The following is a 24,659-nucleotide window of genomic DNA, read 5'->3' as shown; positions in this document are numbered from 1 at the left end:
AATTATCGTAGGGTAAAGATGATGCTGAAACTAAGTGCCTGTGTTATCTCTTTCAATGAAGAGAAGAAAATAGAGGACTGCCTGCGCAGTCTGCAGCCTTTGGTGGATGAGATAGTGGTGGTTGATTCTCTGAGTCAGGATCGTACCGTCGAGATTGCGAAACGATACACGGATCGCGTCATCAGCCAGCCTTTCCTTGGGTATATCGAGCAGAAGAATTTCGCGGTAGACCACGCAACCCATGATTGGATACTGGCGCTTGACTGTGATGAGCGGATATCCAGTGAGCTTGCACGATCGATAGAGCAGATACGAGGTCGATTGGCTGAATACGATGCCTATCGGATGGCCCGCAAAACTTTTTATATCTATCGTTGGATCAATCACTGTTGGTATCCGGATGCCAAGGTCCGGTTGTTTGATAGAAGAAAGGCCCGTTGGGGCGGCATTAATCCGCATGATCGAATAGAGGTTGACTCAGACAAAGTTGCCTGGCTCGAGGGTGACATCCTTCACTATTCGTTCGACTCGATTTCCGACCATCTTAAAACCATTGATCGATTCACTGAAATCGGCGCCCAGGAGTTGTTGGCGCGAGGCAGGCGGGTAACGGTGTTCACTCCGGTGAATCACGCGGTCTGGACCTTCATTAAGGTCTATTTCGTCAAGCAAGGTTTTCGTGATGGATTCGCCGGCTTTGTCGTGGCCGTACTTTCTTTTGTGCACGCTTTCGTGAAGTACACCAAGGCGTGGATTGCCAAACGGCATGGCCCGGAAACTAAAGAAATCGCCGACTGATTTCCAAGGCGGCAGCTTCGAGATCAATACCATCCATGTCGGTCGCTTTCAATGATGTGGGAGGTGAAAAGGCAAGACGGTTCTTCTCTGCGCTCAAGGTTTGCCAGCGCAGCGAAGTCGAAGAACGCTTGTGCGGATAAAAACCGACGGTGGGTAGGTTCAGAGCGCCGGCTATATGAAGCGGGCCTGTGGAGCCGCTAATGAAAAGGTCCGCGCAGCTCAGTAGCAGTGCGAAGGCCACCAACCCCCGCTCCGATCTGTGGACGATGCAGAGGCGGCCGTTTGAGCGCAATATTCCGCCGAGGTGTTCTGCTATGCCAGCCTCGCCCGGGCCTGCGGTTAAGACAAAAGCAACGGGTTTGGTCGGTTGCAGGGCCAGGGCGAGTCGCGCATACTGCGCCGGGCTCAGGTTGGTCGCAGAGCCGCCGCTTCCGGGGTGGATGAAGACGAACTGGTGTCGCCTGTCGGTCTCAAGCAAGTTGTCGAGTTCTTTGCGCAGAGCGAGTCGTTCTTTTTCTGGAAACACAAGATAGGGTGGTTCAGGAGAGGTGGGACAAGGGATACCCATTTCTCCAAGAAAAAATTTGACGAGATCCTGGTTGTACTCCCATTCTGGTTTTAATGATCTCGAGCGACTCTGGAGAAGGCGGTGGTTGTAGCAGGCTTGAGCCCATTTTGTGGCCGGTGCCAACCGATAGGGAATCCCGGATAACCACGTTGCGATACCAATTCGCCCGGTTGAGAAAAGCGTAATCACAGCGTCGTAGCGGCGTGATCGCATGGTGCTGATCAGTCTCAGGAATTGACGCAAGCCAGCTCCGGGTCCCGGATCGTCGATTACGCCGTCGATCCATTGGCAATGCTCAGCGAGGGGACGGGTGTAGTGAGGTACCAGGACCTCAAGTTTACACTGCGGCAGTGCTTTCTTTAAAAGCGCGAGGCTAGGCCATGACAGCATGAAGTCGCCGAGTTTGTCGTTGCGGACGACGAGTATTTTTTTGGGCATGTCCACGAGCAGCAGATTATACGTTCTGCGGCGTATGATGAAAGAGCGTTGATAGGGGTGACAAAGTGCGAAACTACGGCAACAAACGGGTAATGGTAACGGGAGGGGCTGGATTCATTGGCTCACATCTTTGTGAGCGCCTGTTGAAGGCAGGCCATGAGGTGCTCTGTGTCGATAATTTCTTCACTGGCACACGAGGAAATATCCAGCAACTGATCACAGATCCGGCATTCGAGGTTTTACGGCACGATGTTACGTTTCCGCTCTACGTCGAGGTGGATGAGATCTACAATCTAGCCTGCCCTGCTTCGCCCATCCACTATCAGCACGACCCCGTTCAGACGACGAAGACCAGCGTCATGGGTGCGATCAATATGCTGGGCCTGGCAAAACGTCTGAGAATCAGGATCCTTCAGGCATCAACCAGTGAGGTATATGGTGACCCCGAGATTCATCCTCAGACGGAGAGTTACTGGGGACGTGTCAATCCGATTGGTTCGCGAGCCTGCTACGATGAAGGAAAACGCTGCGCCGAAACGCTGTTCTTCGATTACAACCGCCAGCATGGACTGCATATAAAGGTAGCCCGTATCTTCAATACCTACGGTCCGCGAATGCACCCCAACGATGGTCGAGTGGTGTCGAACTTCATTGTCCAGGCGCTCAGAGACGAGAACATTACGATTTATGGGGATGGCTCGCAAACGCGGTCTTTCTGCTATATCGATGACATGGTAGAAGGTCTGGTTGCGTTGATGGAGAGTGAGGATGGTGTGACGGGGCCCATCAATTTGGGCAACCCAGGTGAGTTTACGATACGCGAATTGGCGGAAACGGTGATTGAGCTGATTGGTTCGCGCTCCAAGATTGTCAACCTGCCCCTACCCGCAGACGATCCCAAACAGCGCCAGCCTGATATCGAATTGGCGCGATCGAAGTTGGGCTGGGACCCCGTTGTTCCGCTGCGGGAGGGGTTGGTAAAAACGATTGATTATTATGAGGAGTTGTTGCGCCAGTAATTGCCGTCAGCTGTGGGCGGCGTGTTGCGCGGGAACCGAATCTGTTCGCCCGGTCTCCGCGTTTCAGTTGCGCTGTTCCGGTAAACCCGCCACCAGAAATTCGCGCCATTTTCCGACGACGGTTGTGGTCCGAAACTCCGCGCTTAGCGATACGAGCGGTCGATTTCCGTTTCGCCAACGCTGCAACTTGGCGCTGATGGATCGAACATCGCCGGCATCGACGAGTTGCTCGGGTCCACCGAGTATTTCGCGTGCCGATCCAAATTCGTGGGCGAGAACCGGTGTTCCCAAGGCATTGGATTCTGCGAAGACCAGGCCGAACGTTTCCGGGTGCACATTCTGCGGGTAGAACACGCATAAGGCTTCCCGGACATGTTTAAAGACTTCGTGTTGCGCCAGACGACCCAATAGATGGACGCCGGGTTGACTTAGCAGAGCGCTGTCATAGCGCTTGTTCTGTTCCAGCGACTCGAGTGACTCACCAGCGACATAAAGTTGCAGGGACGGCAGCACTTTGCGGATTGCCGAAAAGGTGGTAAGTGCCTGATTCAAACCTTTGTTGGCAGTGCTGAAGAAGATCAGCTTGTCGGGATCTACAGGCGTCCCATCAGGCATCAACCTATCGTCGACAGGATTGTAGATACGTTTCACAGGGACTATTCCGCCGCCGCCCCATAATGCGCCGAGCGCACGCGCGCCCTTTCCGTTGATCAGGCGATCGGTGGCACGACAGTGCGCGTCGGATACAGTCACTACTGAACATCTGCTGCGCGCCAGTCCGATTCGCTGAAAGGCGGTTTCGGCTCTTTGCCAATTGTGGATCCAGGAGACCATGGCTGCTAAAGGGAAGCGCGCGCGCAGCTTGGGTACAAGCTTGTGCTTGCGCAAGACAATGACCCAGTCGGGGGGTGGACCGCAGAACGGATCCGGTTCCTCCAGGGGCACATAACGCAGGCCTGGATGGGGGGAAACCGGCAGTATGCGCGCCCGTTGGGCAACCACGACTTCGTGGGCGGTGGAAAGACCCTCCGCTATCCGCACCACAGTGGATTCCGTGCCTCCGATTCCCCTTTGGGCCATCAGCTCTGCATCGTAGGCGAAACTGGTCAGGGCGTCATAGAATAAGACTCGCATGGTGCGATTATAATGACTCCACTCCCAAGAACCATCGCCGGTACTTCGGCTTTTGCGCTGTGCTATTATCGGGCGCCAAGTGCTACGCCTCAGCTCGCAGCAAGATGAAAACCAACGTTCCTGAATTTGCCCTTAGCGATGTTCTTATCGTCGGCGATATGATGCTCGACCGCTATTGGCACGGCCCCACGTCGCGCATCTCCCCCGAAGCACCCGTTCCCGTGGTTCAGGTGCGTGAATCCGAGGAGCGACCGGGTGGTGCCGGTAACGTTGCACTCAATGTCGCCGCGCTCGGCGGCCGTGCCACCGTGGTGGGTCTGGTTGGCGGGGACGAAGCCGGCGACAGGCTGGGGCGACTGCTGGGCGATATGGGTGTCCGGTGCCGGCTTGTGGTTCAGGACGACAAGCCGACCATCACCAAGCTTCGGGTTATCAGTCGTCATCAACAACTCATTCGCGTCGATTTCGAAGACAGCTTTTTCGGCTGCGACGACTCGGGGGTGGTTGATGCATTCAACGTCGCCGTTGCCGCTACCGGAGCGGTGATCATCTCCGACTACGGCAAGGGCACGCTGCAGCACACGCAGCAGTTGATCAGCACGGCGCGGGCGGCAGGCAAACCTGTTCTGGTCGATCCCAAAGGGAGCGATTTTTCACACTATCGTGGGGCCACGCTGATTACTCCCAATCTTGCCGAGTTCGAAGCGGTCGTCGGCGTCTGCACCGATCAGGCTGAGATCGTGAAAAAGGGCCTGGGGTTGATCACGCAACTCGGGCTCGACGCCTTGCTGGTAACACGTGGCGAGCAGGGCATGACGCTGATCAAACCCGATTCCGAGCCGCTGCATCTGCCGACCCATGCCCGCGAGGTGTTCGATGTCACCGGCGCGGGCGATACGGTGATCTCCGTACTGGCGGCCGCGCTGGCCGCGGGCCAGTCTCTGGAACAGGCCACGGCGCTGTCCAACCTGGCGGCAGGGATCGTGGTGGCTAAGTTGGGTACCGCCGCGGTCAGTGTCCCGGAATTGCAGCGGGCGCTGCACCAACTCGACGAGGTGGAGCAGAACATCGTCAGCGAAGGGCAGCTGCTCGAGCTGGTGGGTATCGCCCGCGCGCACGGTGAACGCATCGTCATGACCAATGGTTGTTTCGATATTCTGCACGCCGGCCATGTGGCCTACCTCAACCAGGCGCGGCGTCTGGGCGACCGCCTCATCGTGGCCGTCAACGACGATGATTCCGTGCGCCGCCTCAAGGGCGCGACCCGGCCAGTGAATCATCTGCAGGAGCGGATGGAGGTGCTGGCCGGACTTGGCAGCGTCGATTGGGTGGTCCCGTTTACCGAGGATACGCCCGAGTGCCTCATCTGTGCGGTAATGCCTGATATCCTGGTTAAGGGCGGCGATTACCGTCCCGAGCAGATTGCCGGCCACGATTGCGTCAAGGCCAATGGCGGCGAGGTGGTGGTGCTCGCCTTTCGCGCGGGGTGTTCGACCACCCGCATCATCGAAACGATCACCAAAGAGTGACTCTCCGGGGATGACTCGCGTGAATCCGACTGATTTCATAACGGCCGAAATCGAGGCGTCGCTCGATGTAAAGCGCCAGATTGCGGCTAATCCCGTGTCGGTCACTCGCATTGCGGATATCGCACAACGCTGCGCGCGTGCCCTGGAGGGCGGGGGTAAAGTGATGCTTGCCGGCAATGGCGGCAGCGCGGCGGATGCGCAGCACATCGCCGCGGAGTGGGTGGGCCGTTTCAAAAGAGAGCGCCGCCCGCTGCCCGCGATGGCCCTGACGACCGACACTTCGCTGCTCACGGCGGTTGGTAACGACTATGGGTTCGAGGAGATCTTTGCAAGGCAGGTGCTGGGGCTGGCGAGACCCGGGGATGTCTTCATCGGCATTTCGACCTCCGGCAACTCCGCCAATGTCTTGAAGGCACTCGATGCCTGCCGCGAAATGGGTGTTTCTACCGTCGGACTGACCGGCGCCGGTGGTGGCAAGATGGCGGCGCGGTGCGACCTGTTGCTGGATGTGCCTTCGACAGACACCCCCAGGATACAGGAAGCACACATAGTGATTGGCCATATCGTCTGTGCACTGGTGGACGAGTTCCTGTTTGGTGAAAAGGCCGGGGAGGAGAAATCGTGATTGTCGTTACCGGCGGTGCAGGATTCATCGGTAGTAATATCGTCAAAGCGCTCAACGCACGGGGGCGTGATGACATTCTGGTTGTCGACGATCTGGAAGAGGGCATCAAATTTCACAATCTCACCGATTGCGCGATCTGGGATTATCAGGACAAAGAGGATTTTCTCGCCCGCATCGTATCGGGAGAGGGCTTTGCCGCGCCGATCGAGGCAATCTTCCATGAGGGCGCCTGCTCTGCGACCACCGAATGGAACGGGCGTTACATGATGCGTAACAACTTCGAGTATTCGAAACTGTTGCTGCACTACTGCCTGGAGCGGGAAGCTTCTTACCTCTACGCGTCGAGTGCCGCGGTGTACGGGGGGAGTGACACTTTCCGTGAAGCGCCGGAGTATGAGGCGCCGCTGAACGTCTACGGTTATTCGAAGCTATTGTTCGATCAGTACGTACGACGGCTGCTGCCAGAGGCGCGCAGCCAAATCGCGGGATTTCGCTATTTCAATGTCTATGGCCCGCGCGAGAGCCACAAAGGCGGCATGGCGAGCGTCGCCTTTCATTTCAACAATCAGGTATTGGCGGAAGGCAAAGCACGGCTGTTCGAAGGGTCGGACGGCTACGGCAATGGGGAGCAGCGGCGGGATTTTGTCTATGTCGGCGATGCGGTGGATGTCAATCTGTGGTTTTTCGACAATCCGGACAAGTCGGGAATCTACAATGTCGGCACTGGACGCAGTCAGACCTTCAACGACGTTGCCCGGGCGGTAATCGACTGGCACGAGCGTGGCGAGTTGGAGTACATCTCCTTCCCGGATCATCTCAAAGGCCGTTACCAGAGCTTTACCGAGGCCGAGTTGACCCGCTTACGCGAATGCGGCTACCAGGCACCCTTCCGCAATGTCGCGGAGGGTGCAAAAATCTACCTCGATTGGCTCAACGGTCGGGCTGCTCTGTAAGCGATTTGTCGATCTGCTGGCAAGGGCGAGCAGTCCACGATCGAGGGTTGAGTAAAGCGGCTACGGCGTTTCCTGGGTTTCGGCGGCGGCGCTGTTCACGGTGCTGAGCTGCAAGCGATGGAGTTCCCGGTAGCGACCTTTTTTTGCAAGCAACTCACTGTGGCTGCCCGTCTCGACGATTCGTCCATGCTCCATCATTACGATGCGATCCGCATGCTCGATGGTCGAGAGCCGGTGGGCGATGACCAGAGTGGTGCGCCCGCTGCGCAGCCGCTCGACCGCTTCCTGAATATGACGTTCGGAATGGCTATCGAGCGCGGAGGTCGCCTCATCCAAAAGCAGTATGGGCGCATCTTTGAGGATGGCGCGGGCGATCGCCAACCGCTGGCGCTGCCCTCCCGATAATTTCAGGCCGCTTTCTCCTATCAGGGTGTCGAGACCCTGTGGCATGCGTTCCACGAACTCCAGGACATGAGCCGCTCGCGCGGCTTCGAGGATCTGTTCCTCGCTGGCCTGGTTGAGCGCGCCGTAGGCGATGTTGGCGCGTACCGTATCGTTAAACAGCACAACCTCCTGACTGACCAGCGAGATGTGTGAGCGCAGGTTGCGCACATCGAACTCTTCGATATCGACGCCGTCGATGAGCAATCGGCCCTGGGTGGGATGAATAAAGCGCGGTATGAGGTTCATCAGTGTCGTTTTACCGCTGCCGGATGCGCCGACGAGTGCGATGGTCTCGCCCGGTTCGATCACCAGGTCAAGTTCGCGCAGTACAGGCGCATCGTCCTGGTAGGCAAACGAAAGCTGCTGGAAACGGATTTCGCCCCGCAGGTGTGATATTTCCACTGTACCGTTCCGGGGTTCCGGTGGTTCGTCGATAAGCGCGAAGACACTGCCCGCAGCGGCGAGTCCGCGTTGCAGGTTCTCGTTTACCTTCGTCAGACGTTTGAGCGGCCGGAACAGCAAGCCTGTGGCGACGAAATAGGAAACGAACTCGCCGGCGGTGAAGTGATTCTGCGCAGCCTGATACGAGGCGATATAGACTATGAGGGCTAACGCGACCACGGCTGCCAACTGTACCGTCGGCACCAGAAACGCCGATGTGGCGACCACCTTGACATTGAGCTGGCGCAAGCCGTTGGCGATGATATCGTGGCGTTGCTGCTCGTAGTTTTCGCCGCCAAAGAGCTTGACGACTTTGTGCCCGATGATCGTCTCTTCGAGTACGTGGGTGAGATCACCCATCCGGCCCTGCAGCGCGATATTGAGTTGGCGCATTCTGCGATTGGCGTATTTCAGTACCGGTATCAGCAGCGGCGTGACCGCGAGCATGATGAGGGTGAGCTGCCAATTGAGGTAAAACATCCACGCCAGGAGGCCGATCAACGCAAGGCCGTCCTGGACCAGCACCAGCAGCACCTCCGTCGAGGCCTGCGCAACCTGCGTGACATCGTAAGTGGCTTTGGATACGGTGCGTCCCGTTGCGGTATCCGAGTAATAACGTGCGGGTAGCACCAGCAACTTGTTGAACATCTCTTTGCGCAGATCCATCACGACCCGCTGCGCGATCCAGTTGAGCCCCACACTGCTGATGAAGGTGCCGATTCCGCGAACCAGAAAGATGACCACCAGAATAATCGGGGTCCACACTATCGTGGCGGGATCCTTGTTGATGAAGCTGCCGTCGATGACGGGCCTGAACCAGGCGGGCATCGCCGGTTCGCTGAGCGCGAAGAGCACCATGCCGATCACCGCCACTGCGAACATGCGCCAATAGGGGCGCACGTAACTCAACAGTCGCCGATAAAGATACGCGCTGCTCGCGGAGTCTTCGGGTGCTGAGTGAGTTGTCATTTAATCTGTATGGCGGATCGATTTGGCCGTCATCATAGCAAGGATGCACCGTTGTCGGCTCGGTTCAATAGGGACTTTCCTGTCCCGACGGGCCATGCTTGAAGCGTTTGTGAACCCAGAAATACTGCTCCGGCGCTCGCGCGATCAACTCTTCGAAGACATGATTGATGCGCTGTGTGTCAGCGGTCAGATCTGCGGTCGGAAAATCCTCGAGCGCGGGGAGAAAGATCAACTCGTATCCATAGTCCCGTTCACGGCGACGGGCAAAGAATGGCACCACCCGCGCGCCTGAGATGCGTGCAAACCGCGAGGTTGCCGGATTACTGGCGGCGGGGATACCGAAGAACGTCGCAAAGACACGATTGGTCCCGCCAAAACTCTGATCGGGAGCATACCAAATGATCTTGTTCTCCTTGAGGCGGCGAATGACGCCGCGCACGTTCTCCTTCGGAATGGCCTCTTCATAGAGCTTGTCGCGCTGTCCGCGCAGATGTGTACCGATGGGATTTTCATCGCCGGCCCGGTAGGTGACATCGATGGGACGCAGCATCGACATCAGGCGTGCGCTGATCTCCAGTGTCGTGAAGTGCGCTGTCAGCAAAATGACGCCTTTACCCGTCTGCAGCGCCTGCTCGATATGTTCATAGCCCTGCGTGCTGAGCAAAGGCCGCAGCCTGGCATCGCTCGCCCACCAGCTCAGTGCGATCTCAAACAGGCTGATGCCCAGGGCCTGGAAATGCTCGCGTGCGAGCGCCTGGCAGTCGGTTTCACTTTTCTGCGGGAAACAGAGTCGCAGATTGGTAAGCACGATGCGCCGATGCCGGCCGGCAAGACGCCACAACAGGTTGCCGAGTGTTCGGCCCAGCCGCAGCTGGACTTGATAGGGCAGGGCGACCGAGAGCCGCAACAGCCCCAGGCCGATCCAGCTTGGCCAGTGGCGGGGTGCCAGCATCTGCAGACTAAAGGTGGATCGCTCTGTCATCACGGTTTGCTTGCGCGGCAAAGGGCGCATTCTACGGGCTTCACCCTCGGCCGCTCAATTCGAGCTGGTCAGGATGTGCCGCATTAGCTCATCCAGGCGCTGAGTCACTTCGATCGTTGCAATGCGCGACATGGCCTCAGCCGATCGCACCCGCTTACCCCACGGCGCCTCCTCAGGGGTTAGCCCAAGTTCCGCCTGCAACGCCTGCGGGTAATGATTGATCACCCATTGTTGGCTGCAATGGGGTCCGGTGCGCGACGGATTGGATGTGACATAAAGACCGATAACCGGTGTGCCCACGGTAGAGGCAATATGGGCGGGTCCTGAATCGGGAGCAATGACTGCCGTCGCGCGGTCGATCAATACCAGTAGCTCTTTGAGGCTGGTTTGTCCGATCAGATCGCGGGGGTGATGGCGCGAGTGTTGAGCGATCGCCCTGCCCATGGCCTTCTCCTGATCGGAACGACCGCCGGACAACACCACCTGCATATCATGCCGCTCGACGGCGTGGTCAGCCACAGCGGCATACCGGTCCGGGGACCAGTTGCGCCAATTGCGCCTGCGATCCGAGGAGCACGGACTGATGAGCAGCAGGGGTTTGTCGGCGGGTACCAGTGTGGCGATTCTCTCAACCGCAGCCGGTGGCTGCGGGATATCCCAGCGCACTACGCGCTCTTCAATCCCCAACGCCTCGGCAAAACCGAACAATCCCTCCATGACATGTTGTCGTTCTCTGGCAGCGATGCGCGCATTGGTGAACAGCCACTGATAGTCCTTGGCGCGTGCCCTATCGAAACCGAGGCGGATATCGGCACGCAGCATGAGGCTGGCAACACTGGCACGCAATGCGATCTGCATCAGCAGCAGGACATCGAAGCGCCGGCCTCGCAACTTCGCATGCAGGGACCGGTAGGCGCGCCAGCCGTCCGCTTTGTCGAAAATGATAAACTCGATGCCCGGTATGTCGCCGAGCAGCTCCGCTTCAACCCGGCCGATAACCCAGGTGATGCGCGTTTGCGGCCAGTGGGCTTGAAGCGTGCGTACCACCGGAAGTGTGTGGCAGACGTCGCCAATTGCCGACAGACGAAGAATACATATACTCTCGGGCGCATCGCGCAGGGGTAGTTGCATGAAGCTATGACACCTCGTACCCACGAATCTGATCGTGAGCACATCCTATACGATGCCGATTGCATTGGGGAGGCGAACGCAAATCTGTTTGACACCGGGTTTTATCAACAGCGTGGTTTGCTGCGTGGTGTGGCTCAGGGACGGGGCACCACCCATTTTGTGCTCCTGCCTTGCGGGGAGGCGGTATTGCGTCACTATCGGCGTGGCGGGATGGTGGCGCGTTTCAATGAGGATCGCTATCTGTGGCAGGGCTTGTCGGCAACGCGGCCGTGGCGCGAGTGGTCGTTGCTGGCCGAGTTGCAGCGTCTTGCGCTGCCTGCGCCCGCGCCGCTCGCGGCGCGGGTGGTGCGTGAGGGTATCTGGTACCGCGCCGATATCATCACGCAGCGGATCGCGGGCGCGCACTCGCTGGTGCAGCGCCTGCACACCGGCGCACTAGGAACGGCTGTATGGTTGGAGATCGGGCGGTGCATCCGGCGGTTTCATGATGCCGATGTCTACCATGCGGATCTCAATGCCCACAATGTCCTGCTCGATGCGGCGGAACAGGTCTATCTCATCGACTTCGATCGTGGGCGGATACGCGAGGATGATGCGGATTGGCGCATGGCAAACCTCAAACGCCTGCGCCGTTCGCTCGACAAGCTGGCCGGGCTCGCCCCGGGTTTCGCCTTCGCTGAGCAGGATTGGATGGCGTTGCGTTCTGGCTACGGGAGTTTCAGCGCGTCTTGAGACACCGGCAGTGCGCAGCGACGGCATCCTCATAGGTTCCTAGTATCGAGTTGAAAGGCGCCAAGACATGCCGCGCCGCCAACTCCAGTTTCCCGCGTCGTGCTGCGTTGCCCAGCAGCTCGGCGAGCGTGGTTTCCAGCTCGCTGTAGCCACGAACCTGATACAGCGCGCCGGCGCTTGCAAGCAATGCTGTCTCTTCGCTGAAGTTATCCATGTGCGGCCCGGTGATGATGGCCTTGCCCAGGTGCGCTGGTTCCAGGACGTTGTGTCCCCCATGAGGTATGAACGAACCACCCATCACCACCAGCTTCGCGTGGCCCATCAACCATTGCATTTCGCCGAGGGTATCGGCCAGATAGATCCGCGTTGCGGGTTCGATGCGATCGCCCTGGCTGCGAACCGCGACAGCAGACGTCAGCTGCCTCAATCGGGCGGCGATCGCGGGTCCGCGCTGGGGGTGGCGGGGTGCGATCACCAGCAGGTGCTCGCTCTTTGGTTGTGCCAGCCAGAGACGGGCAATGCGCTGCTCCTCATCCTCGTGCGTGGAAGCCGCCAGCACATAGCTTGAATGGAGTGCGGGTTTCCCCGTGCTGGCGGCGGTGTTCACGGGTGGCGCGAGTTTGATATTTCCCACCACGCTGACTTTGCCTGCTGCGGCGCCGAGCGTCAGGAAGCCCTCCGCATCCGCCGGTGAGCGCGCCAGGACCGCGCAACTGTTGGCGAGGGCGCTGCGGTAGGCATCGCGCAGCCAGCGCCGCGGGCGCTGTGTTCTGGTCGAAATGCGCCCATTGATGATGAGTGGTGGAATACCGCGACAGGCGCATTCCGCGTACAGCGTTGGCCACAACTCGGTCTCCATGATGACCGTGCAGCAGGGTCGGGTTTTGTCGAGAAAACGGCGGACCGCACGCGGCGTGTCCCAGGGCAGATACTGATGTGAGGCGATTCCGGCCAGCTGCCGCGCGACGATTTCGGCCCCCGTTGGCGTGACAGTCGTCACCAGCACCGGCCGGGCTGGATCGCGCGCCTGCAGCGCGCGAATCAGCGGTACGAGCGCGAGCACCTCGCCGACCGAGGCGGCATGGAACCACAGGGGCCGGTGTGGAGCGTCGGAATGGCACCAGCCCAGACGCTCTGCGAGATAACGCCACTGACGATGTCGCAGCGCCAGTCGGGCGCTTACGGCCAGTGCGAATGGCATCAGCATTGCCGCCATCCAACGATAGCGCCAACCGACCGGCGTGATCTGAAAATTACCGTTACCCGTCATTACGTTCGTTGGTTGGGGGGAGGAGTCTGGTGACCGATTGTAGTACTGCCGTTGCGTGGTTATGCCGGCACCATCGCCAATGGCATCAGACCTGTCAAGCGAAACCCGGGAATCTGTCTTGTGGCCGATTGCGGCGACCGGCCGGCCCTGCTATTGTGCAGCGAAATCAGCCGGTTGCCGATCCTGCCGTTATCCGGTTCCAACAAACGGAAAATTAAAGCATTCAGTGTTCCACGAGACTTCGAAAACTGCGATGGGGTGCAGTGCGCGGCGCGCGAAGCGCTGGCGCGGCGCTGTGCTTGGCGTCGGTGTTTTGGCCGTGCTGGATGCTCATGCGCTGGCCTTGGGTGAAATGGAGGTGCGGTCGTTTCTCAACGAACGGTTCGTGGCGACGATCGGGCTGGCGGTTGCGCCCGACGAACGCGTGGTGAGCGAGTGCATAACGTTAACGCTTCCACCCGGCCAGGATGGGCGAGACGCGGGCATCAGCTATCTGCGGGATGCCGAGATCGAAGTGCTGAAGGAGGGCGAAGCAACCACGCTCACCATCCGCTCGCGCAAACGGGTGGTCGATCCCGTGCTCGGTATGGTGCTGCGGGTCGATTGCGAGGGTAGCGGTACGCTACTGCGCGAGTACACGGCGCTGCTCGATCCACGCCTGCCGCGCAGTCTCCAACCCGCCTATGCCCGCAGCGCACCTGCGGCGCGGCCGGCGGTAGTACCCGAGGTCTCCGCCGCGCCTGCGCAGGGTACATGGCACGTGCGTCCGGGCCAGACCCTGTCACGCATTGCGGCCTCACTGGCACCAGGCAATCGTCGCGAGCAGACACGACTGATCGCGGCGATCGTCACCGCCAATCCCGGCGTATTTCCCGACGGCGACCCTGATCGATTGCCGGCCGGGGCGCTGCTGAAGATTCCTGACGGGACCAAGACAACTTTCGGCATGGCCAGCCAACCGGCGCCGATGGTGGCGACGAGCGCCAGGACCCCATCCGCGGCTCCCGTTCCGGAACCCGACACCAAGCCGCGGTTGACCCTGACCAACAGTGAACAGGTCACCGATCTCAAGTCGGCCAATGAAACGGCGCGCATGGTGGCTGAATCACGCCGCCTGCTGATGGAGACCGAGGCGCAGTATGTCGACACCGAGGCGCTGAAAGCCCGTTTGCAGCGCCTGGAAAAACAGATCGCGCTGCTCGAGCGGGCCTTGGTATTGACCGAACGCAACGCCGCAATCACCCAGCCCGCGCCGGCATCCGAACGGTCGGGCGCAGTGGCGAATTCGGATAGCGTCCAACCCGATGCCGCGGTGGCGATGGTTGTGCCGCCCGCCGCGATACCCGAGCAGAAGCCTGCGGTTCAGATCGCCACGCCCGTCGTCCCTGCGTCGTCAGCGTCGGGCGACTCACCACGCCGCAACTACTGGTGGTGGTTGGGTGGGGGGCTGTTGTTCGGCGTGTTGCTGTTGCTATGGCGTTCAAGGCCCAGAGCCGAGGCGGATCAGGAGGAGGCGTTGGTCGAGTGGCAGTTGGATCAGCTGGTCCCCGCGCCGGTCGGGGCGGCGCCGGGAGCGGGAACGCTTGGCGGTGAAGTGCCGGACCTTGCGCACAAAGAGACGGCGTTTCAGCTGGATCCCCTGGCTAACCTCCCCGAGCAGGATGAATCGCCGGAATCCGCGGCTTCTGCTGAAGAGGTTCCCACACTCGATCACGAATTGACCGCGCAGATGGAACAACGGGATCTCGTGATCGAGACCTTCGATTTTGAAGAGCGTGATGCCGCCGCCAAACCCGAGGTGGGCAACGTTCTGGTGCGCGCTGAATTCTACCTGCTGCTGCGCCAGCCGGAGAACGCCATCAAACTACTTCGCGAGACCATCGAGGGCGATGAACCGCTGGCCCGCGAACCCGCGCTGTGGCTGATGCTGCTGCGAATCTATCGTCAGGAGCGGATGCGCGAGAGCTTCGATCATTTGCGAGCCGAGTTCGCCAAGCTCTTCAACATCGCGGTGCCGGAGTGGGGGGAGATCACCAAGCCCGCAGCAGATGCGGCCTTGGAGCACGATTTCCCGCGCATCCTCAACCGCATCGTAAAATTATGGGATTCGCAGTTCTGCGAGGATTTTCTCAACGGCCTGCTGCGCGACGATCGTGAAGGATCGCGTCACGGCTTCGATCTCAACGTCGCCGAGGAGTTGCTGCTGCTAAAGGGCGTCTGGCGTATTCGGCGAACGATGTAGTTCAGTTCATCCAGGTGTTGATCTGCCGCAGATCGATCTCTTGCAGACTGCCCGCGGCCTGTTTCAGGCGCAGGCTGTTCAGTACGTAGTCGTAGCGGGCGCGATCGACGTCGCGCTGGGCACGGAACAGCTCACGCTGTGAGTCAAGGACATCGACGATGGTGCGGGTTCCCACCTCGAATCCCGCCTCGGTGGCTTGCAGCGCACTCTTGCTTGAAACCAGCGCCTGTTCCAACGCTTTGACCTGGCTGATGCTCGCTACCACCCCCAGGTAGGCGCTGCGGGTCTGCCGATCGACGGCACGCCGCTGCTGCTCCAGTCCCTCGAGCGCCTGCGTGTAAAGCTGCTCCGCCTGGCGAATCTGCGAACTCACCAGGCCGCCTTGGTAAAGAGGTACCATCAACTCCAGTTTCAGGGTCGAGGTATCCGTCTCCCGGGCGCCTGAGATGCCGCCGCCCACGTCACTGTGATTGCGGCTTGCCACCAGGTCCACGGTGGGATAGTGGCCGGAACGGAGGCGGTCGATCTCGGCACGCACACTCTCGCTGCTGAGCCTGGCGGCACCCACGGTGGGATTCTGCTCCAGGGCGGCTTCGCCCCAGGATTCCACATCGGCCGGGTCTGGCGTGGCCAACGGCACCTTCGCCGACAGACTGCGCAGATCCTTGTGATACTGTCCGGTCACCTCGCGCAGGCTCTCTCCCGCGTTGGCCAGCTGGTTGGTGGCAACTATCTTCTGCGCCACGCTCAGGTCAAACCGCGCCTGCGCCTCGTGGACATCGGTAATCGCGATCAAGCCCACCTCGAAGCGCTGCTTGGTCTGGTCGAGTTGACGGCGGATGGCTTTCTCCTCGGCCTGCGCAAACTCCAGATTGTCGATGGCGGCGAGCACATCGAAATAGCGTTCGGAGAGCCGCACCATCAGTGCCTGCTCGGCCGCGGTGAGATCGAGCTGTGCCCTCTCGGTCTGCAGATCACTTTGCGAGACTGCGACGAGACGGTCGCGACGAAACAGGGGTTGAGTCAGTGCCAGCGTCCAGCCGTTGCTCGAGTAGTCCCCGCTATCCTCGTCGATCTTGGCGGTGTTGGCGGTCAGGCGAACATCGGGATAGAGCACTGCTCGGGCCTGGTTCGCTCCCTCGCGCGTCACTTCGAAACCGGCACGCGCACTACGCAGCTGCGGATCGCTCTGTCGTGCGAGCTCGTACAGCTCGAGCAGGTCTGCGCCTGGTGCATTGAGGGGCAGAGCAGCGGCGAGAATGATCGCCAGGTGGAACAAGGTCGTGCGCATCATGGCTTCCTTATCAAATGAGAGTGGCTTGGCCCTCGGGGCCGGGCTCCAGCCGGTGGGTGCTACACAACTCGCCTCCACGCATAGCGTTGACAGGCCCTAGAACACAAAGCTTTGAGGCTGGGGAGCATTCACCAGTTCCGGTAGATCGGTTTCAAAGAGAGCCTCGGTGGACCAAGCGTTCTCTCCGGTACGGGTAATCAGCAACGCCTGGCGCACCGGTGAGGCGCCGACCAGTGCGATCAGGCGACCCTCGGGTCTGAGCTGGGCTTGGTACGCCTCCGGGATCAATCGCAGCGCGCCGGTAATAACGATGGCGTCATAGGGGGCGTGATCGTCCCAGGCAACCGCTGCGTCACCCGTCTCCAGCGTGACGTTGTGAACCCCTGCGCTGTGCAGTTTCCCGGTGGCCCGGCCTGTGAACTCGTCATAGATATCGACGCTGTAGACGTGCGCGGCCGAGCGGGCGAGACAGGCGGTCATATAGCCACTGCCGGTGCCGACTTCCAGCACGTGATCCGTGGGTTTGAGCGCCAGTGCCTGGAGAAATCGTGCCTCGACGCGCGGTGCCATCATTACCTGGCCATTGCCCAGGGGAATCTCGGTATCGGCAAAGGCCAGTTTGCGATACTCCTCGGGTACGAAGTGCTCGCGTGGTACCTGCGTCATCAGTTTCAGTACATCGTCGTTGAGTACCTCCCACGGACGGATCTGCTGCTCGATCATGTTGTATCGGGCTTGATCCAGGTTTGTCTCGGTCATTGGCGCTCAACCTTCAGAATATTAGCGAATTCTAATATAAATACTATGCGGCAATAAAGAGTACGGAGTTTGCCCAATCCTGACAAGGTAGCAAACCGGCACACAGGTGCTTTTTCCCGTTCCGTGTCGATGCCCGTGGCCGATGGACTTCGCCCTTGCATTGACACCCCCCATCGGCTAACTTCGTAGTGTCGTGGAATCCCGACCATATAGCTCTATTTTTTCATCTGGCGGGGGATCCATGACGGCTGAGCTGGGGGTGCTGCGCCCGTACGGCGGAGCTGAGAAAGACCCTTGGAACCTGACCCGGTTAACACCGGCGTAGGGAAGCTCTTTATCATAGAGCCTCCTCGCTTTCCCGCCCACGCCACCCTGCGCCACCTCCGCCACCCGCAGCTGCGAGAGGATTCGTCATGAGTGCCATTCCCCAGGAGTTCGTCAATAAAACAGACCGGTTGTCGGAAGAGGTTACGCGTCCATTTGTCAATTCGCGCAAGATTTACGTTGCCGGAACGCGCCCCGATGTGCGTGTGCCGATGCGTGAGATCGCTCTGAGCCCGACGCATACGGCCGAAGGTGCCGAGGAGAATCCGCCGCTCTACCTCTACGATACCTCGGGCCCCTATACGGATCCGGCCGCCAAGATCGATCTGCTCCAGGGCCTTGCCGATCTGCGTACCCCATGGATTGGCGAACGCGGCGACACCGAGCGTTTGACCGGTCCAAGCTCCGCCTACGGCCAGTCCCGCCAGGGTGATCCGGAACTTGCGCATCTGCGCTTCGAGCATATCCACAGTCCACGTCGTGCCAGGGCCGGCGCCAATGTGACGCAGATGCACTACGCAAGGCAGGGTACGATCACGCCCGAAATGGAGTTCGTCGCCATCCGCGAGAATCAGCGTCTCGACGAGTTGCGTCGCGATGCGCGCTACCAGTCGCTGCTGCGCCAGCATCGCGGCGAGTCCTTTGGCGCCAATCTGCCTGAATCCATCACTCCGGAATTCGTGCGCCATGAAGTGGCCGCAGGCCGCGCCATCATCCCCGCCAACATCAATCATCCGGAGTTGGAGCCGATGATCATCGGCCGCAACTTCATTACCAAGATCAACACCAACATCGGCAATTCCGCGGTCACCTCGTCGATTGCCGAGGAGGTGGAGAAGATGGTCTGGTCGGCGCGCTGGGGCGGCGACACGCTGATGGATCTCTCCACCGGCAAGAATATCCACGAGACCCGCGAGTGGATCCTGCGCAACGCCCCCATGCCGATCGGCACGGTGCCCATCTACCAGGCGCTGGAGAAGGTCGATGGTAAACCGGAAGAGCTCACCTGGGAGATCATGCGCGACACGCTGATCGAGCAGGCCGAGCAGGGTGTCGATTACTTCACCCTCCACGCCGGCGTGCGTCTGGCCTATGTGCCGCTCACCGCCAACCGGCTTACCGGTATCGTTTCGCGCGGTGGTTCGATACTCGCAAAATGGTGCCTGGCGCATCACCGCGAGAACTTCCTCTACACCCACTTCGAAGATATCTGCGAGATCATGAAGGCTTACGACGTCTCGTTCTCACTGGGTGATGGTCTGCGTCCCGGCTCGCTGGCCGATGCCAACGACGCAGCCCAGTTCGCCGAACTGCGCACCCTGGGCGAACTTACCAAAATCGCCTGGCGGCACGATGTACAGGTGATGATCGAGGGCCCCGGTCACGTGCCCATGCAGATGATCAAGGAGAATATGGACAAGGAGCTGGCCGACTGTTTCGAGGCACCGTTCTACACCCTCGGTCCGTTGGTCACCGATATCGCGCCCGCCTACGATCACATCACTTCGGCCATCGGCGCTGCGCAGATCGGCTGGTACGGTACCGCCATGCTCTGCTACGTGACGCCCAAGGAGCACCTGGGCTTGCCCAACAAGCAGGACGTGCGGGACGGCATCGTCACCTACAAAATCGCCGCGCACGCCGCCGACCTTGCCAAAGGGCTGCCCGGCGCGCAGCTACGCGACAATGCGCTCTCCAAGGCGCGCTTCGAGTTCCGCTGGGAGGATCAGTTCAACCTCTCACTCGATCCGGATCGTGCCCGCGAATTCCACGACGAAACCATGCCCAAGGAGGCGCATAAAGTGGCGCACTTCTGCTCCATGTGTGGTCCCAGCTTCTGTTCCATGAGGATCACCCAGGATGTGCGCGACTATGCCCGCGAGCACGGCATGAACGACGAGCAGGCGCTGAGCGAGGGCATGAAGGAGAAGGCCGAGGAGTTCAGAGCACAGGGTGGCGAAATCTACAAAGAGATCTGATCCGGTCTATCCGCTGTGCGACGGGGCCTGCCGGTGCAGGCCCTTTTGCCTATCAGGCTTGAGCGGCTATCCTGCCGCGCCCGGACAGTATGCGTCTGTCCCCCTCCCGGGTTCGGCTGCATCACCCCTGTTGCCGGTTTCACGCTTTCAAACCTTCGGGTTTGCACGACCCGATGATGTCCCGCTGTAACAATTTCGTAACAACTTCTCACAACCCGTAACCGGCGCGACACGTAATTCCCATGTCTACGCCGCAGCCTCCTAGCCAGGAAGGTTTCCGCTGCAAATGACCGCAACGGGGCGCGTCCAATACGCGCGGGTGATCATGCCGGGGAGCTGTCGCGCCGTGCAAGCACCCGGTCCACCCGCTTCGCATGGGAAACCCTCGGGAACTTTCCGCGTTCAGGTTCGTTTATATACCCAGGCGTGGCTGATGCCACCGATGCCGTGGCAAGGGCTGCTGAGGTTCACAACGCGTGAATGAGATCGTCCAGATCCTTTCCGATGACTGCGAACGATCGGCAGTCGAGGCACCGGCACGCCTGTCAGACGAACAGTGCGTGTTGCGTTCACAGCGAGGCGACCCGGATGCATTCAGTGAGCTTGTGCGCCGCTACCAGAACAAAATCTATCGCTATGTACTGCGGGCAACCGGTTGTCCCGAAGAGGCGCGCGATCTCACGCAGGACACCTTCGTCAAGGCTTTCTGCCAGCTCGGACGGTGGCGTCCGCAGGCGCTGTTTCGAACCTGGCTTTTTCGCATTGCAAGCAATGCCACGATAGATCTTTTGCGGCGCCGCCAGGTATGGAACTGTGTCCCAATTGAGGAGATCAGCGATGCACCCGGTCATGGGGTCGACATCGGGACGACGCTGGACAGCCGGGATCGGTTAGCGCACGTGATTGGCGCATTGTCGGAGCTGCCCCCGGCTTTTAGGCAGGCGTTGTTGTTGCGCGAGTTGGAGGGAATGTCCTATGCCGAGATCGCTGAGGTGCTGGCGGTCGCAGAGGGCACCGTTAAATCGCGTGTCGCGCGAGCCCGTCGCATGTTGCTGGCACGAGTAGAGGCCGTGGTGGAGAGTTAAGGAGATGACGATGGAGCGTAGCGAGTGTCCCGGTTTCGCAGATCTCTCAGCCTGCATCGATGGCGAACTCAGCGCGGATCGACGTGCCGCGGTGGAAGAACATTTACGTGGGTGTGATGAGTGTCGCCACCAGGTGGGGGAATTGCACGCCGTATCCCGGGCAATGAGAGCCTCGCTGGAAGGTATAGCCGCGATCGATGTGGTGGAGCAGGTGCGTTGGCGTGTTGCCGAACAGTCACGTGATGTTGGGCGTCGGTATTCGGCGTTCGGCCTGGTGCCGCTGGCGCTCACGGCCTCGCTTATCCTGGGCGTGGGCGTCACACTTGGAAGTCGTCTGGCGAGTCCACTGCCGAGCGCAGATATTTCCACAGCGGCGCGCATGGCCCCATTCGTCGCTGTACCGCCAGGCAATGTCTGTCTGAACTACCCCTCCTGCTATTTGAGGTAAAGGATGATATCGCGTCGAAATCTGCTTCTGCTCCTTGCGTTGTCGCTGCTGCTCAACGTGGGTGTGATGGGCGGCGTGGTTCTCCAGGCTGTCGCCAATGACGACGCTGAACAAGTGGCGCAGCGCGGACATACGTTTCTCGCCAACTATCTGCAGCTCAGCGAATCGCAGCTCTCTTTGTGGCGGGCGAAGGAGGGACGTTTTTTAAGCGAGCTCGACATGGCTTGGCAGGATATCGCCGCGCATCGGATGCGCATGATCTGGGAGATCTTTTCCGATCAACCCAATGCCGAGCGCGTGGAAGCCGAGCGAGCGGCTATTGCCCGGCTTCAGGAGCAGCAACAGCGCGCCGTGATCGCACAGCTGATGGAAGAGCGCGAGATCCTTAACGCGGCGCAGCGCGACGCGCTGGCCGACTATCTCATCGAACAGAATCCGTTCGGTTCGCTGGAACAGATGCTTCACGAAAGACCCAATTCAAAGTGAGGTAGTGGGGCACATCGCAATTTTCGGGAACTTTTCTTTAGTCTGTTCGTTTGCAAGTTAACACTCCGTAAGAGGGTGTCACGGCGCAGGGTATGCGTCACCGAATAACACAATGAAAACATTCAGAGGGGGAGTTATGCAGAAGAAGACTCTGCTCATGCTGCTCGGCCTGATGGCGGGCAATCTGCTCAATGTTGCTCATAGCGCCAACTGGATCATGATCCAGGGCACTGAACCGCCCAAAGTCAAGCATCGTTTCTTCGGTGCAGTGGCACTTACCTACGCCAACAACCTGGGGTGTGATCGCCTGGAGGGGCTGGCGGCACCCAACGGCACTCCGACCGGCAATACCAATGCCGGACCGGGCTTGAACAACGGGTATTTCGTCAATAACTGCCGGGTCGGTCCCGAGCTGCGCAACAGGCGCGACGGGGTCAATCTCGATGCGCTGGTCATGGGCGCACGCGGTAACATCGTGCCTTCGCGTATCAACTATCTGATGGCCGCAAACTTCGGTCAGAATGCAGCGACATACAAACCGTTGAAGACCGATCGCGAACGCATGGGGACGCTCACCGATGCCAGCGTGACATTCAGCTATATTCCCGGCGTAAGGGTGCGGGCCGGTTTGTTTCAAAAACCCGGGCCTGAAGAACTGACGGAGTCCCTGCAGGCCAAGGATTTCATTTTCCCCACCGACTTCGTGCGTCGCGACCAGATCGAGCGGTTTATCGAGGGCAACGCCAAGGGAACGAATCCCATTGCCGGACAGGGGTATGTCGACAATGTATCCACGTATGGCTACGACACCGATGTGGGGCGTGATTGGGGCGTGCAGTTGTTCGATTCGTTCAAGACCGGCAAGTGGACGCACACCTACGCGGCGATGCTTGGCAACGGCAACGGCATCCATCAGACCGATAACAATAGCGAGCAGGATCTGAACCTCTTTTTCTCCTCTGAATACGATCTGTCCGGCGGCAAGGGTCCGCACAAGAACGGGGTCAAGCTCTACGCCTATCATCAGAAAGGCGTGCGCAACTTTATCGTTGATGCCGCCGGTACACCGAGCGCCGATTTTGACCGAATCCGCTACGGTTTCGGCGTTCAGGCACTGGGGCGCTTTTTTGGCGAAGACGGGCACAAGCACCGTTTCGGGATGGAGTTGATGTATGCCGAAGGCATGGTGTTGCAGGCGGCGACCACCAGCTGTACCGACTGCCCCTACGGTGGCCTGATTCAGATTGCGGCCGAAAAGGAGAACAAGGCCCGCGGTTTGACCATGGAGTACGGCTTCTATCTCAACAAGAAATGGCAGTTCGATGTGCGCTATGCGCGTAACGACCTCTTGTATGAGACGGTCAACAACAGCTACTGGTCAGCGTCTGACGAGCGCGTGATCGAAGAGCTGGCTCTTGGTTTCAACTACCACATCAGCCCTAAAACCCGTGTCACGGTCAACTACGTCTTTCGTGATAACGAGGCGCCTAATCCAGCAGTGCCAGCCAACAGTACTGCGGCACAGATCAACAACGCGGGGGTCAAGACCTCTAATGCCAATATCGCAACGGGTTCTGTAGGCGACGTACTGGGCGTGCGACTGGTCCACTTTTTCTAGGAGGGCGTCATGGTGCGTTTGATGACACTAGTTCTTGCGTTGCTGACAGTCGGTTGCAGCGCGGGCGGGCCGGGTGGCGCCGTTAAGCCAGAGGTCTCGCCCATGGCGTTTCCCTGTCTGAGCTATACGCTACCGTGCAGCACAGTGGCCGTGCGTGAGCCACAGCAGCCGATGTTGGACGGTTCTCTGGAAGGGGATGCAGGACGCGGCAAAAAGTTGGCGTTCGCCCGCAACAAGGGCAACTGCCTCGCCTGTCATGTGCTGAAGGGTGGGACGCAGCCCGGGAGCCGGGGACCCGACCTGAGCGGCTACGGCACCTGGGGCCGCAGTGACAGCGAAACTTATGGCCTCGTCTACGACATGCGAATGCGGATACCTGATACGGTCATGCCGCCCTTTGGTACCAATGAGGTTCTTTCGTCTCAGGAGATTCGAGATGTGGTGGCCTTTCTGCAATCGTCCAGGTGAGGGAGGAGTCATGGCCAAGTTGAAATTTTTTACCAGTCTGGCAGTGACGGTACTGATCGCGAGTGCCGGTTACGCCGCTGCGGAAACCGATTATCAGAATTATCCGCGCGCCGCCATCGACCCGATGCTGGGTGTCGAAGGCGATTTTTCTGAAACCTATGTCTACTGGAAGGATGTCGAGGCGCTCAACCGGAATATCACGATGGCGGCGGACGAGGCGCAGGCGTGGAAGCTCAACTGGAAACAGTTCGACCTTGATGTCGACGAGATGAGTCCCGGGGCGTTGGTCGTCGATCAGGGCAAGCAGCTGGTTGAGCTATGGGAGAAACGCGAACCGGGTTTTGTCGCCTGTTTAAGCGAAGGTCGTGGTGATTTTCGCGGGCTGGCGGCACGCTATCCCGTATTCGACAAACGCTTGGACGAAGTCATGACCATCGAAGCGCGCGTCGAACACTGCGCCAAATCGGTGCTTTGGGAAAACTTCAAGCAAGGTTCGGAGCCCAACGCCGCAATCACCACCTTCATCAAATCGCTGAGCGATGGTCAGGCGACCGCAATGGATCTGAAGGTTCCGCAGTTGCGTGCGGCCTACGACCGGGGTGAGAAGTTGTTCTACAAGCGCATAGGTCAGCTCAATTTCGCCTGCGCCTCGTGCCATACCCCCAACAGCATCATGGGGCACCGCTTGCGCGGCGAAACTCCGACAACGCCCTTTGGCGACGTATCTCATTTTCCCACTTATCGTGTTCCTGTAGGCGAGATCGAGGTGCTGCACAAGCGGTTTATGCGTTGCCTCAAGCAGATGCGCTCCAAACCTCTACCGCCCGGCGATCCAGCCTACGTGGATCTGGAGGTTTTCTATACGGCGCTATCCAACGGTTATCCGATCAAGGTTCCCTCCATTCGTTGATACAGAGGATATT

The 24,659-nt window shown here is 59.5% G+C and carries 22 protein-coding genes and 1 riboswitch; of the genes, 14 read left to right on the top strand and 8 right to left on the bottom strand.

The window, feature by feature from the left end; translation table 11 throughout:
• The first annotated feature begins 18 nt into the window (after window positions 1-18).
• On the top strand, window positions 19-798 hold the full coding sequence (locus tag DWQ09_16230; protein ID KAA3626572.1) for a glycosyltransferase family 2 protein: 780 nt from the start codon (window positions 19-21) through the stop codon (window positions 796-798).
• Here DWQ09_16230 and DWQ09_16225 read toward each other — a convergent pair.
• On the bottom strand, window positions 779-1,804 hold the full coding sequence (locus tag DWQ09_16225; GenBank protein KAA3626571.1) for a lipopolysaccharide heptosyltransferase family protein: 1,026 nt from the start codon (window positions 1,802-1,804) through the stop codon (window positions 779-781). The two genes, DWQ09_16230 and DWQ09_16225, sit on opposite strands and share 20 nt — an antisense overlap.
• A gap of 92 nt (window positions 1,805-1,896) precedes the next feature.
• Here DWQ09_16225 and DWQ09_16220 point away from each other — a divergent pair, with 92 nt between their 5' ends.
• A complete protein-coding gene (locus DWQ09_16220; protein KAA3626570.1) occupies window positions 1,897-2,823 on the top strand; it encodes an SDR family NAD-dependent epimerase/dehydratase in 927 nt (308 codons plus the stop codon).
• 63 nt (window positions 2,824-2,886) lie between these two features.
• Here the strand turns inward: DWQ09_16220 and DWQ09_16215 are convergent, their stop codons facing one another.
• Window positions 2,887-3,957, bottom strand: coding sequence for a glycosyltransferase (locus DWQ09_16215; GenBank protein KAA3626569.1), 1,071 nt, complete (start codon window positions 3,955-3,957; stop codon window positions 2,887-2,889).
• A gap of 104 nt (window positions 3,958-4,061) precedes the next feature.
• Here DWQ09_16215 and DWQ09_16210 point away from each other — a divergent pair, with 104 nt between their 5' ends.
• From DWQ09_16210 to DWQ09_16200, 3 genes are read left to right on the top strand one after another with little or no spacing between them, the layout of a single operon-like run.
• Window positions 4,062-5,486, top strand: a complete 1,425-nt coding sequence (locus tag DWQ09_16210; protein KAA3626568.1) for a bifunctional D-glycero-beta-D-manno-heptose-7-phosphate kinase/D-glycero-beta-D-manno-heptose 1-phosphate adenylyltransferase HldE — start codon at window positions 4,062-4,064, stop codon at window positions 5,484-5,486.
• Between the two features lie 10 nt (window positions 5,487-5,496).
• A complete protein-coding gene (locus DWQ09_16205) occupies window positions 5,497-6,111 on the top strand; it encodes an SIS domain-containing protein (GenBank protein ID KAA3626567.1) in 615 nt (204 codons plus the stop codon).
• Window positions 6,108-7,064, top strand: a complete 957-nt coding sequence (locus tag DWQ09_16200) for an ADP-glyceromanno-heptose 6-epimerase (protein ID KAA3626566.1) — start codon at window positions 6,108-6,110, stop codon at window positions 7,062-7,064. Before DWQ09_16205 ends, DWQ09_16200 begins: the two co-directional genes overlap by 4 nt.
• 60 nt (window positions 7,065-7,124) lie before the next feature.
• On the opposite strand, the gene msbA is transcribed toward DWQ09_16200, so the two are convergent.
• The 3 genes from msbA to DWQ09_16185 form a co-directional block, all read right to left on the bottom strand.
• Entirely contained in the window at window positions 7,125-8,918 is a 1,794-nt protein-coding gene (gene msbA / locus DWQ09_16195) for a lipid A export permease/ATP-binding protein MsbA (protein KAA3626565.1), read from the bottom strand.
• Between the two features lie 64 nt (window positions 8,919-8,982).
• Complete coding sequence (lpxL, locus tag DWQ09_16190) at window positions 8,983-9,930, bottom strand: LpxL/LpxP family Kdo(2)-lipid IV(A) lauroyl/palmitoleoyl acyltransferase (protein ID KAA3626564.1); 948 nt, start codon at window positions 9,928-9,930, stop codon at window positions 8,983-8,985.
• A 24-nt stretch (window positions 9,931-9,954) separates the two neighbouring features.
• A complete protein-coding gene (locus DWQ09_16185; protein ID KAA3626563.1) occupies window positions 9,955-11,031 on the bottom strand; it encodes a lipopolysaccharide heptosyltransferase family protein in 1,077 nt (358 codons plus the stop codon).
• 6 nt (window positions 11,032-11,037) lie between these two features.
• Between DWQ09_16185 and DWQ09_16180 the strand changes: the two genes are divergently transcribed.
• Window positions 11,038-11,763 carry a 3-deoxy-D-manno-octulosonic acid kinase gene (locus DWQ09_16180; GenBank protein ID KAA3626562.1) on the top strand — a complete coding sequence of 242 codons (726 nt, stop codon included), beginning with the start codon at window positions 11,038-11,040 and terminating at the stop codon, window positions 11,761-11,763.
• Here the strand turns inward: DWQ09_16180 and DWQ09_16175 are convergent.
• A complete protein-coding gene (locus DWQ09_16175) occupies window positions 11,750-13,033 on the bottom strand; it encodes a 3-deoxy-D-manno-octulosonic acid transferase (GenBank protein KAA3626561.1) in 1,284 nt (427 codons plus the stop codon). The genes DWQ09_16180 and DWQ09_16175 overlap by 14 nt on opposite strands.
• Before the next feature lie 253 nt (window positions 13,034-13,286).
• Here DWQ09_16175 and DWQ09_16170 point away from each other — a divergent pair, with 253 nt between their 5' ends.
• Window positions 13,287-15,275, top strand: a complete 1,989-nt coding sequence (locus tag DWQ09_16170; GenBank protein KAA3626560.1) for a hypothetical protein — start codon at window positions 13,287-13,289, stop codon at window positions 15,273-15,275.
• A gap of 1 nt (window position 15,276) precedes the next feature.
• Here the strand turns inward: DWQ09_16170 and DWQ09_16165 are convergent, their stop codons facing one another.
• The gene (locus DWQ09_16165; protein KAA3626559.1) at window positions 15,277-16,569 is read right to left on the bottom strand and encodes a type I secretion protein TolC; all 1,293 of its coding nucleotides are present in this window, start codon (window positions 16,567-16,569) and stop codon (window positions 15,277-15,279) included.
• A gap of 96 nt (window positions 16,570-16,665) precedes the next feature.
• Window positions 16,666-17,328 (bottom strand): protein-L-isoaspartate O-methyltransferase, encoded by a 663-nt coding sequence (locus tag DWQ09_16160; protein ID KAA3626558.1) that lies wholly within the window; start codon window positions 17,326-17,328, stop codon window positions 16,666-16,668.
• 245 nt (window positions 17,329-17,573) lie between these two features.
• Window positions 17,574-17,673, top strand: a riboswitch (TPP riboswitch).
• Between the two features lie 68 nt (window positions 17,674-17,741).
• Here DWQ09_16160 and DWQ09_16155 point away from each other — a divergent pair.
• From DWQ09_16155 to soxA, 7 genes are all read left to right on the top strand, one after another.
• Window positions 17,742-19,631 carry a phosphomethylpyrimidine synthase ThiC gene (locus tag DWQ09_16155; GenBank protein KAA3626557.1) on the top strand — a complete coding sequence of 630 codons (1,890 nt, stop codon included), beginning with the start codon at window positions 17,742-17,744 and terminating at the stop codon, window positions 19,629-19,631.
• Window positions 19,632-20,125: 494 nt separating this feature from the next.
• A complete protein-coding gene (locus DWQ09_16150) occupies window positions 20,126-20,716 on the top strand; it encodes an RNA polymerase subunit sigma-24 (GenBank protein KAA3626585.1) in 591 nt (196 codons plus the stop codon).
• Window positions 20,717-20,720: 4 nt separating this feature from the next.
• Window positions 20,721-21,164 (top strand): hypothetical protein, encoded by a 444-nt coding sequence (locus DWQ09_16145; GenBank protein KAA3626556.1) that lies wholly within the window; start codon window positions 20,721-20,723, stop codon window positions 21,162-21,164.
• A 3-nt stretch (window positions 21,165-21,167) separates the two neighbouring features.
• Window positions 21,168-21,650: a hypothetical protein gene (locus tag DWQ09_16140; protein KAA3626555.1), complete on the top strand. Its 483-nt coding sequence runs from the start codon at window positions 21,168-21,170 to the stop codon at window positions 21,648-21,650.
• A 136-nt stretch (window positions 21,651-21,786) separates the two neighbouring features.
• Window positions 21,787-23,268 (top strand): hypothetical protein, encoded by a 1,482-nt coding sequence (locus DWQ09_16135; protein ID KAA3626554.1) that lies wholly within the window; start codon window positions 21,787-21,789, stop codon window positions 23,266-23,268.
• 9 nt (window positions 23,269-23,277) lie between these two features.
• Window positions 23,278-23,736, top strand: a complete 459-nt coding sequence (gene soxX, locus DWQ09_16130) for a sulfur oxidation c-type cytochrome SoxX (protein KAA3626553.1) — start codon at window positions 23,278-23,280, stop codon at window positions 23,734-23,736.
• A complete protein-coding gene (gene soxA, locus DWQ09_16125) occupies window positions 23,675-24,646 on the top strand; it encodes a sulfur oxidation c-type cytochrome SoxA (protein KAA3626552.1) in 972 nt (323 codons plus the stop codon). Before soxX ends, soxA begins: the two co-directional genes overlap by 62 nt.
• The last annotated feature ends 13 nt before the right edge of the window (window positions 24,647-24,659 follow it).

This window comes from Pseudomonadota bacterium, assembly GCA_008501635.1.
Taxonomy (GTDB): Bacteria; Pseudomonadota; Gammaproteobacteria; order QQUJ01; family QQUJ01; genus QQUJ01.
The sequence above is the reverse complement of the archived record's forward strand: the minus strand, read 5'-3'. Positions and strand labels throughout refer to the sequence as shown.

What these genes read in the sequence shown, in the direction of transcription:
- DWQ09_16230 (KAA3626572.1), top strand. Translation starts at nt 19, where the DNA reads ATGATGCTGAAACTAAGTGCCTGTGTTATCTCTTTCAATGAAGAGAAG.
- DWQ09_16225 (KAA3626571.1), bottom strand. Translation starts at nt 1,804, where the DNA reads ATGCCCAAAAAAATACTCGTCGTCCGCAACGACAAACTCGGCGACTTC.
- DWQ09_16220 (KAA3626570.1), top strand. Translation starts at nt 1,897, where the DNA reads ATGGTAACGGGAGGGGCTGGATTCATTGGCTCACATCTTTGTGAGCGC.
- DWQ09_16215 (KAA3626569.1), bottom strand. Translation starts at nt 3,957, where the DNA reads ATGCGAGTCTTATTCTATGACGCCCTGACCAGTTTCGCCTACGATGCA.
- DWQ09_16210 (KAA3626568.1), top strand. Translation starts at nt 4,062, where the DNA reads ATGAAAACCAACGTTCCTGAATTTGCCCTTAGCGATGTTCTTATCGTC.
- DWQ09_16205 (KAA3626567.1), top strand. Translation starts at nt 5,497, where the DNA reads ATGACTCGCGTGAATCCGACTGATTTCATAACGGCCGAAATCGAGGCG.
- msbA (KAA3626565.1), bottom strand. Translation starts at nt 8,918, where the DNA reads ATGACAACTCACTCAGCACCCGAAGACTCCGCGAGCAGCGCGTATCTT.
- lpxL (KAA3626564.1), bottom strand. Translation starts at nt 9,930, where the DNA reads ATGCGCCCTTTGCCGCGCAAGCAAACCGTGATGACAGAGCGATCCACC.
- DWQ09_16185 (KAA3626563.1), bottom strand. Translation starts at nt 11,031, where the DNA reads ATGCAACTACCCCTGCGCGATGCGCCCGAGAGTATATGTATTCTTCGT.
- DWQ09_16180 (KAA3626562.1), top strand. Translation starts at nt 11,038, where the DNA reads ATGACACCTCGTACCCACGAATCTGATCGTGAGCACATCCTATACGAT.
- DWQ09_16175 (KAA3626561.1), bottom strand. Translation starts at nt 13,033, where the DNA reads ATGACGGGTAACGGTAATTTTCAGATCACGCCGGTCGGTTGGCGCTAT.
- DWQ09_16170 (KAA3626560.1), top strand. Translation starts at nt 13,287, where the DNA reads ATGGGGTGCAGTGCGCGGCGCGCGAAGCGCTGGCGCGGCGCTGTGCTT.
- DWQ09_16165 (KAA3626559.1), bottom strand. Translation starts at nt 16,569, where the DNA reads ATGATGCGCACGACCTTGTTCCACCTGGCGATCATTCTCGCCGCTGCT.
- DWQ09_16160 (KAA3626558.1), bottom strand. Translation starts at nt 17,328, where the DNA reads ATGACCGAGACAAACCTGGATCAAGCCCGATACAACATGATCGAGCAG.
- DWQ09_16155 (KAA3626557.1), top strand. Translation starts at nt 17,742, where the DNA reads ATGAGTGCCATTCCCCAGGAGTTCGTCAATAAAACAGACCGGTTGTCG.
- DWQ09_16145 (KAA3626556.1), top strand. Translation starts at nt 20,721, where the DNA reads ATGACGATGGAGCGTAGCGAGTGTCCCGGTTTCGCAGATCTCTCAGCC.
- DWQ09_16140 (KAA3626555.1), top strand. Translation starts at nt 21,168, where the DNA reads ATGATATCGCGTCGAAATCTGCTTCTGCTCCTTGCGTTGTCGCTGCTG.
- DWQ09_16135 (KAA3626554.1), top strand. Translation starts at nt 21,787, where the DNA reads ATGCAGAAGAAGACTCTGCTCATGCTGCTCGGCCTGATGGCGGGCAAT.
- soxX (KAA3626553.1), top strand. Translation starts at nt 23,278, where the DNA reads ATGGTGCGTTTGATGACACTAGTTCTTGCGTTGCTGACAGTCGGTTGC.
- soxA (KAA3626552.1), top strand. Translation starts at nt 23,675, where the DNA reads ATGAGGTTCTTTCGTCTCAGGAGATTCGAGATGTGGTGGCCTTTCTGC.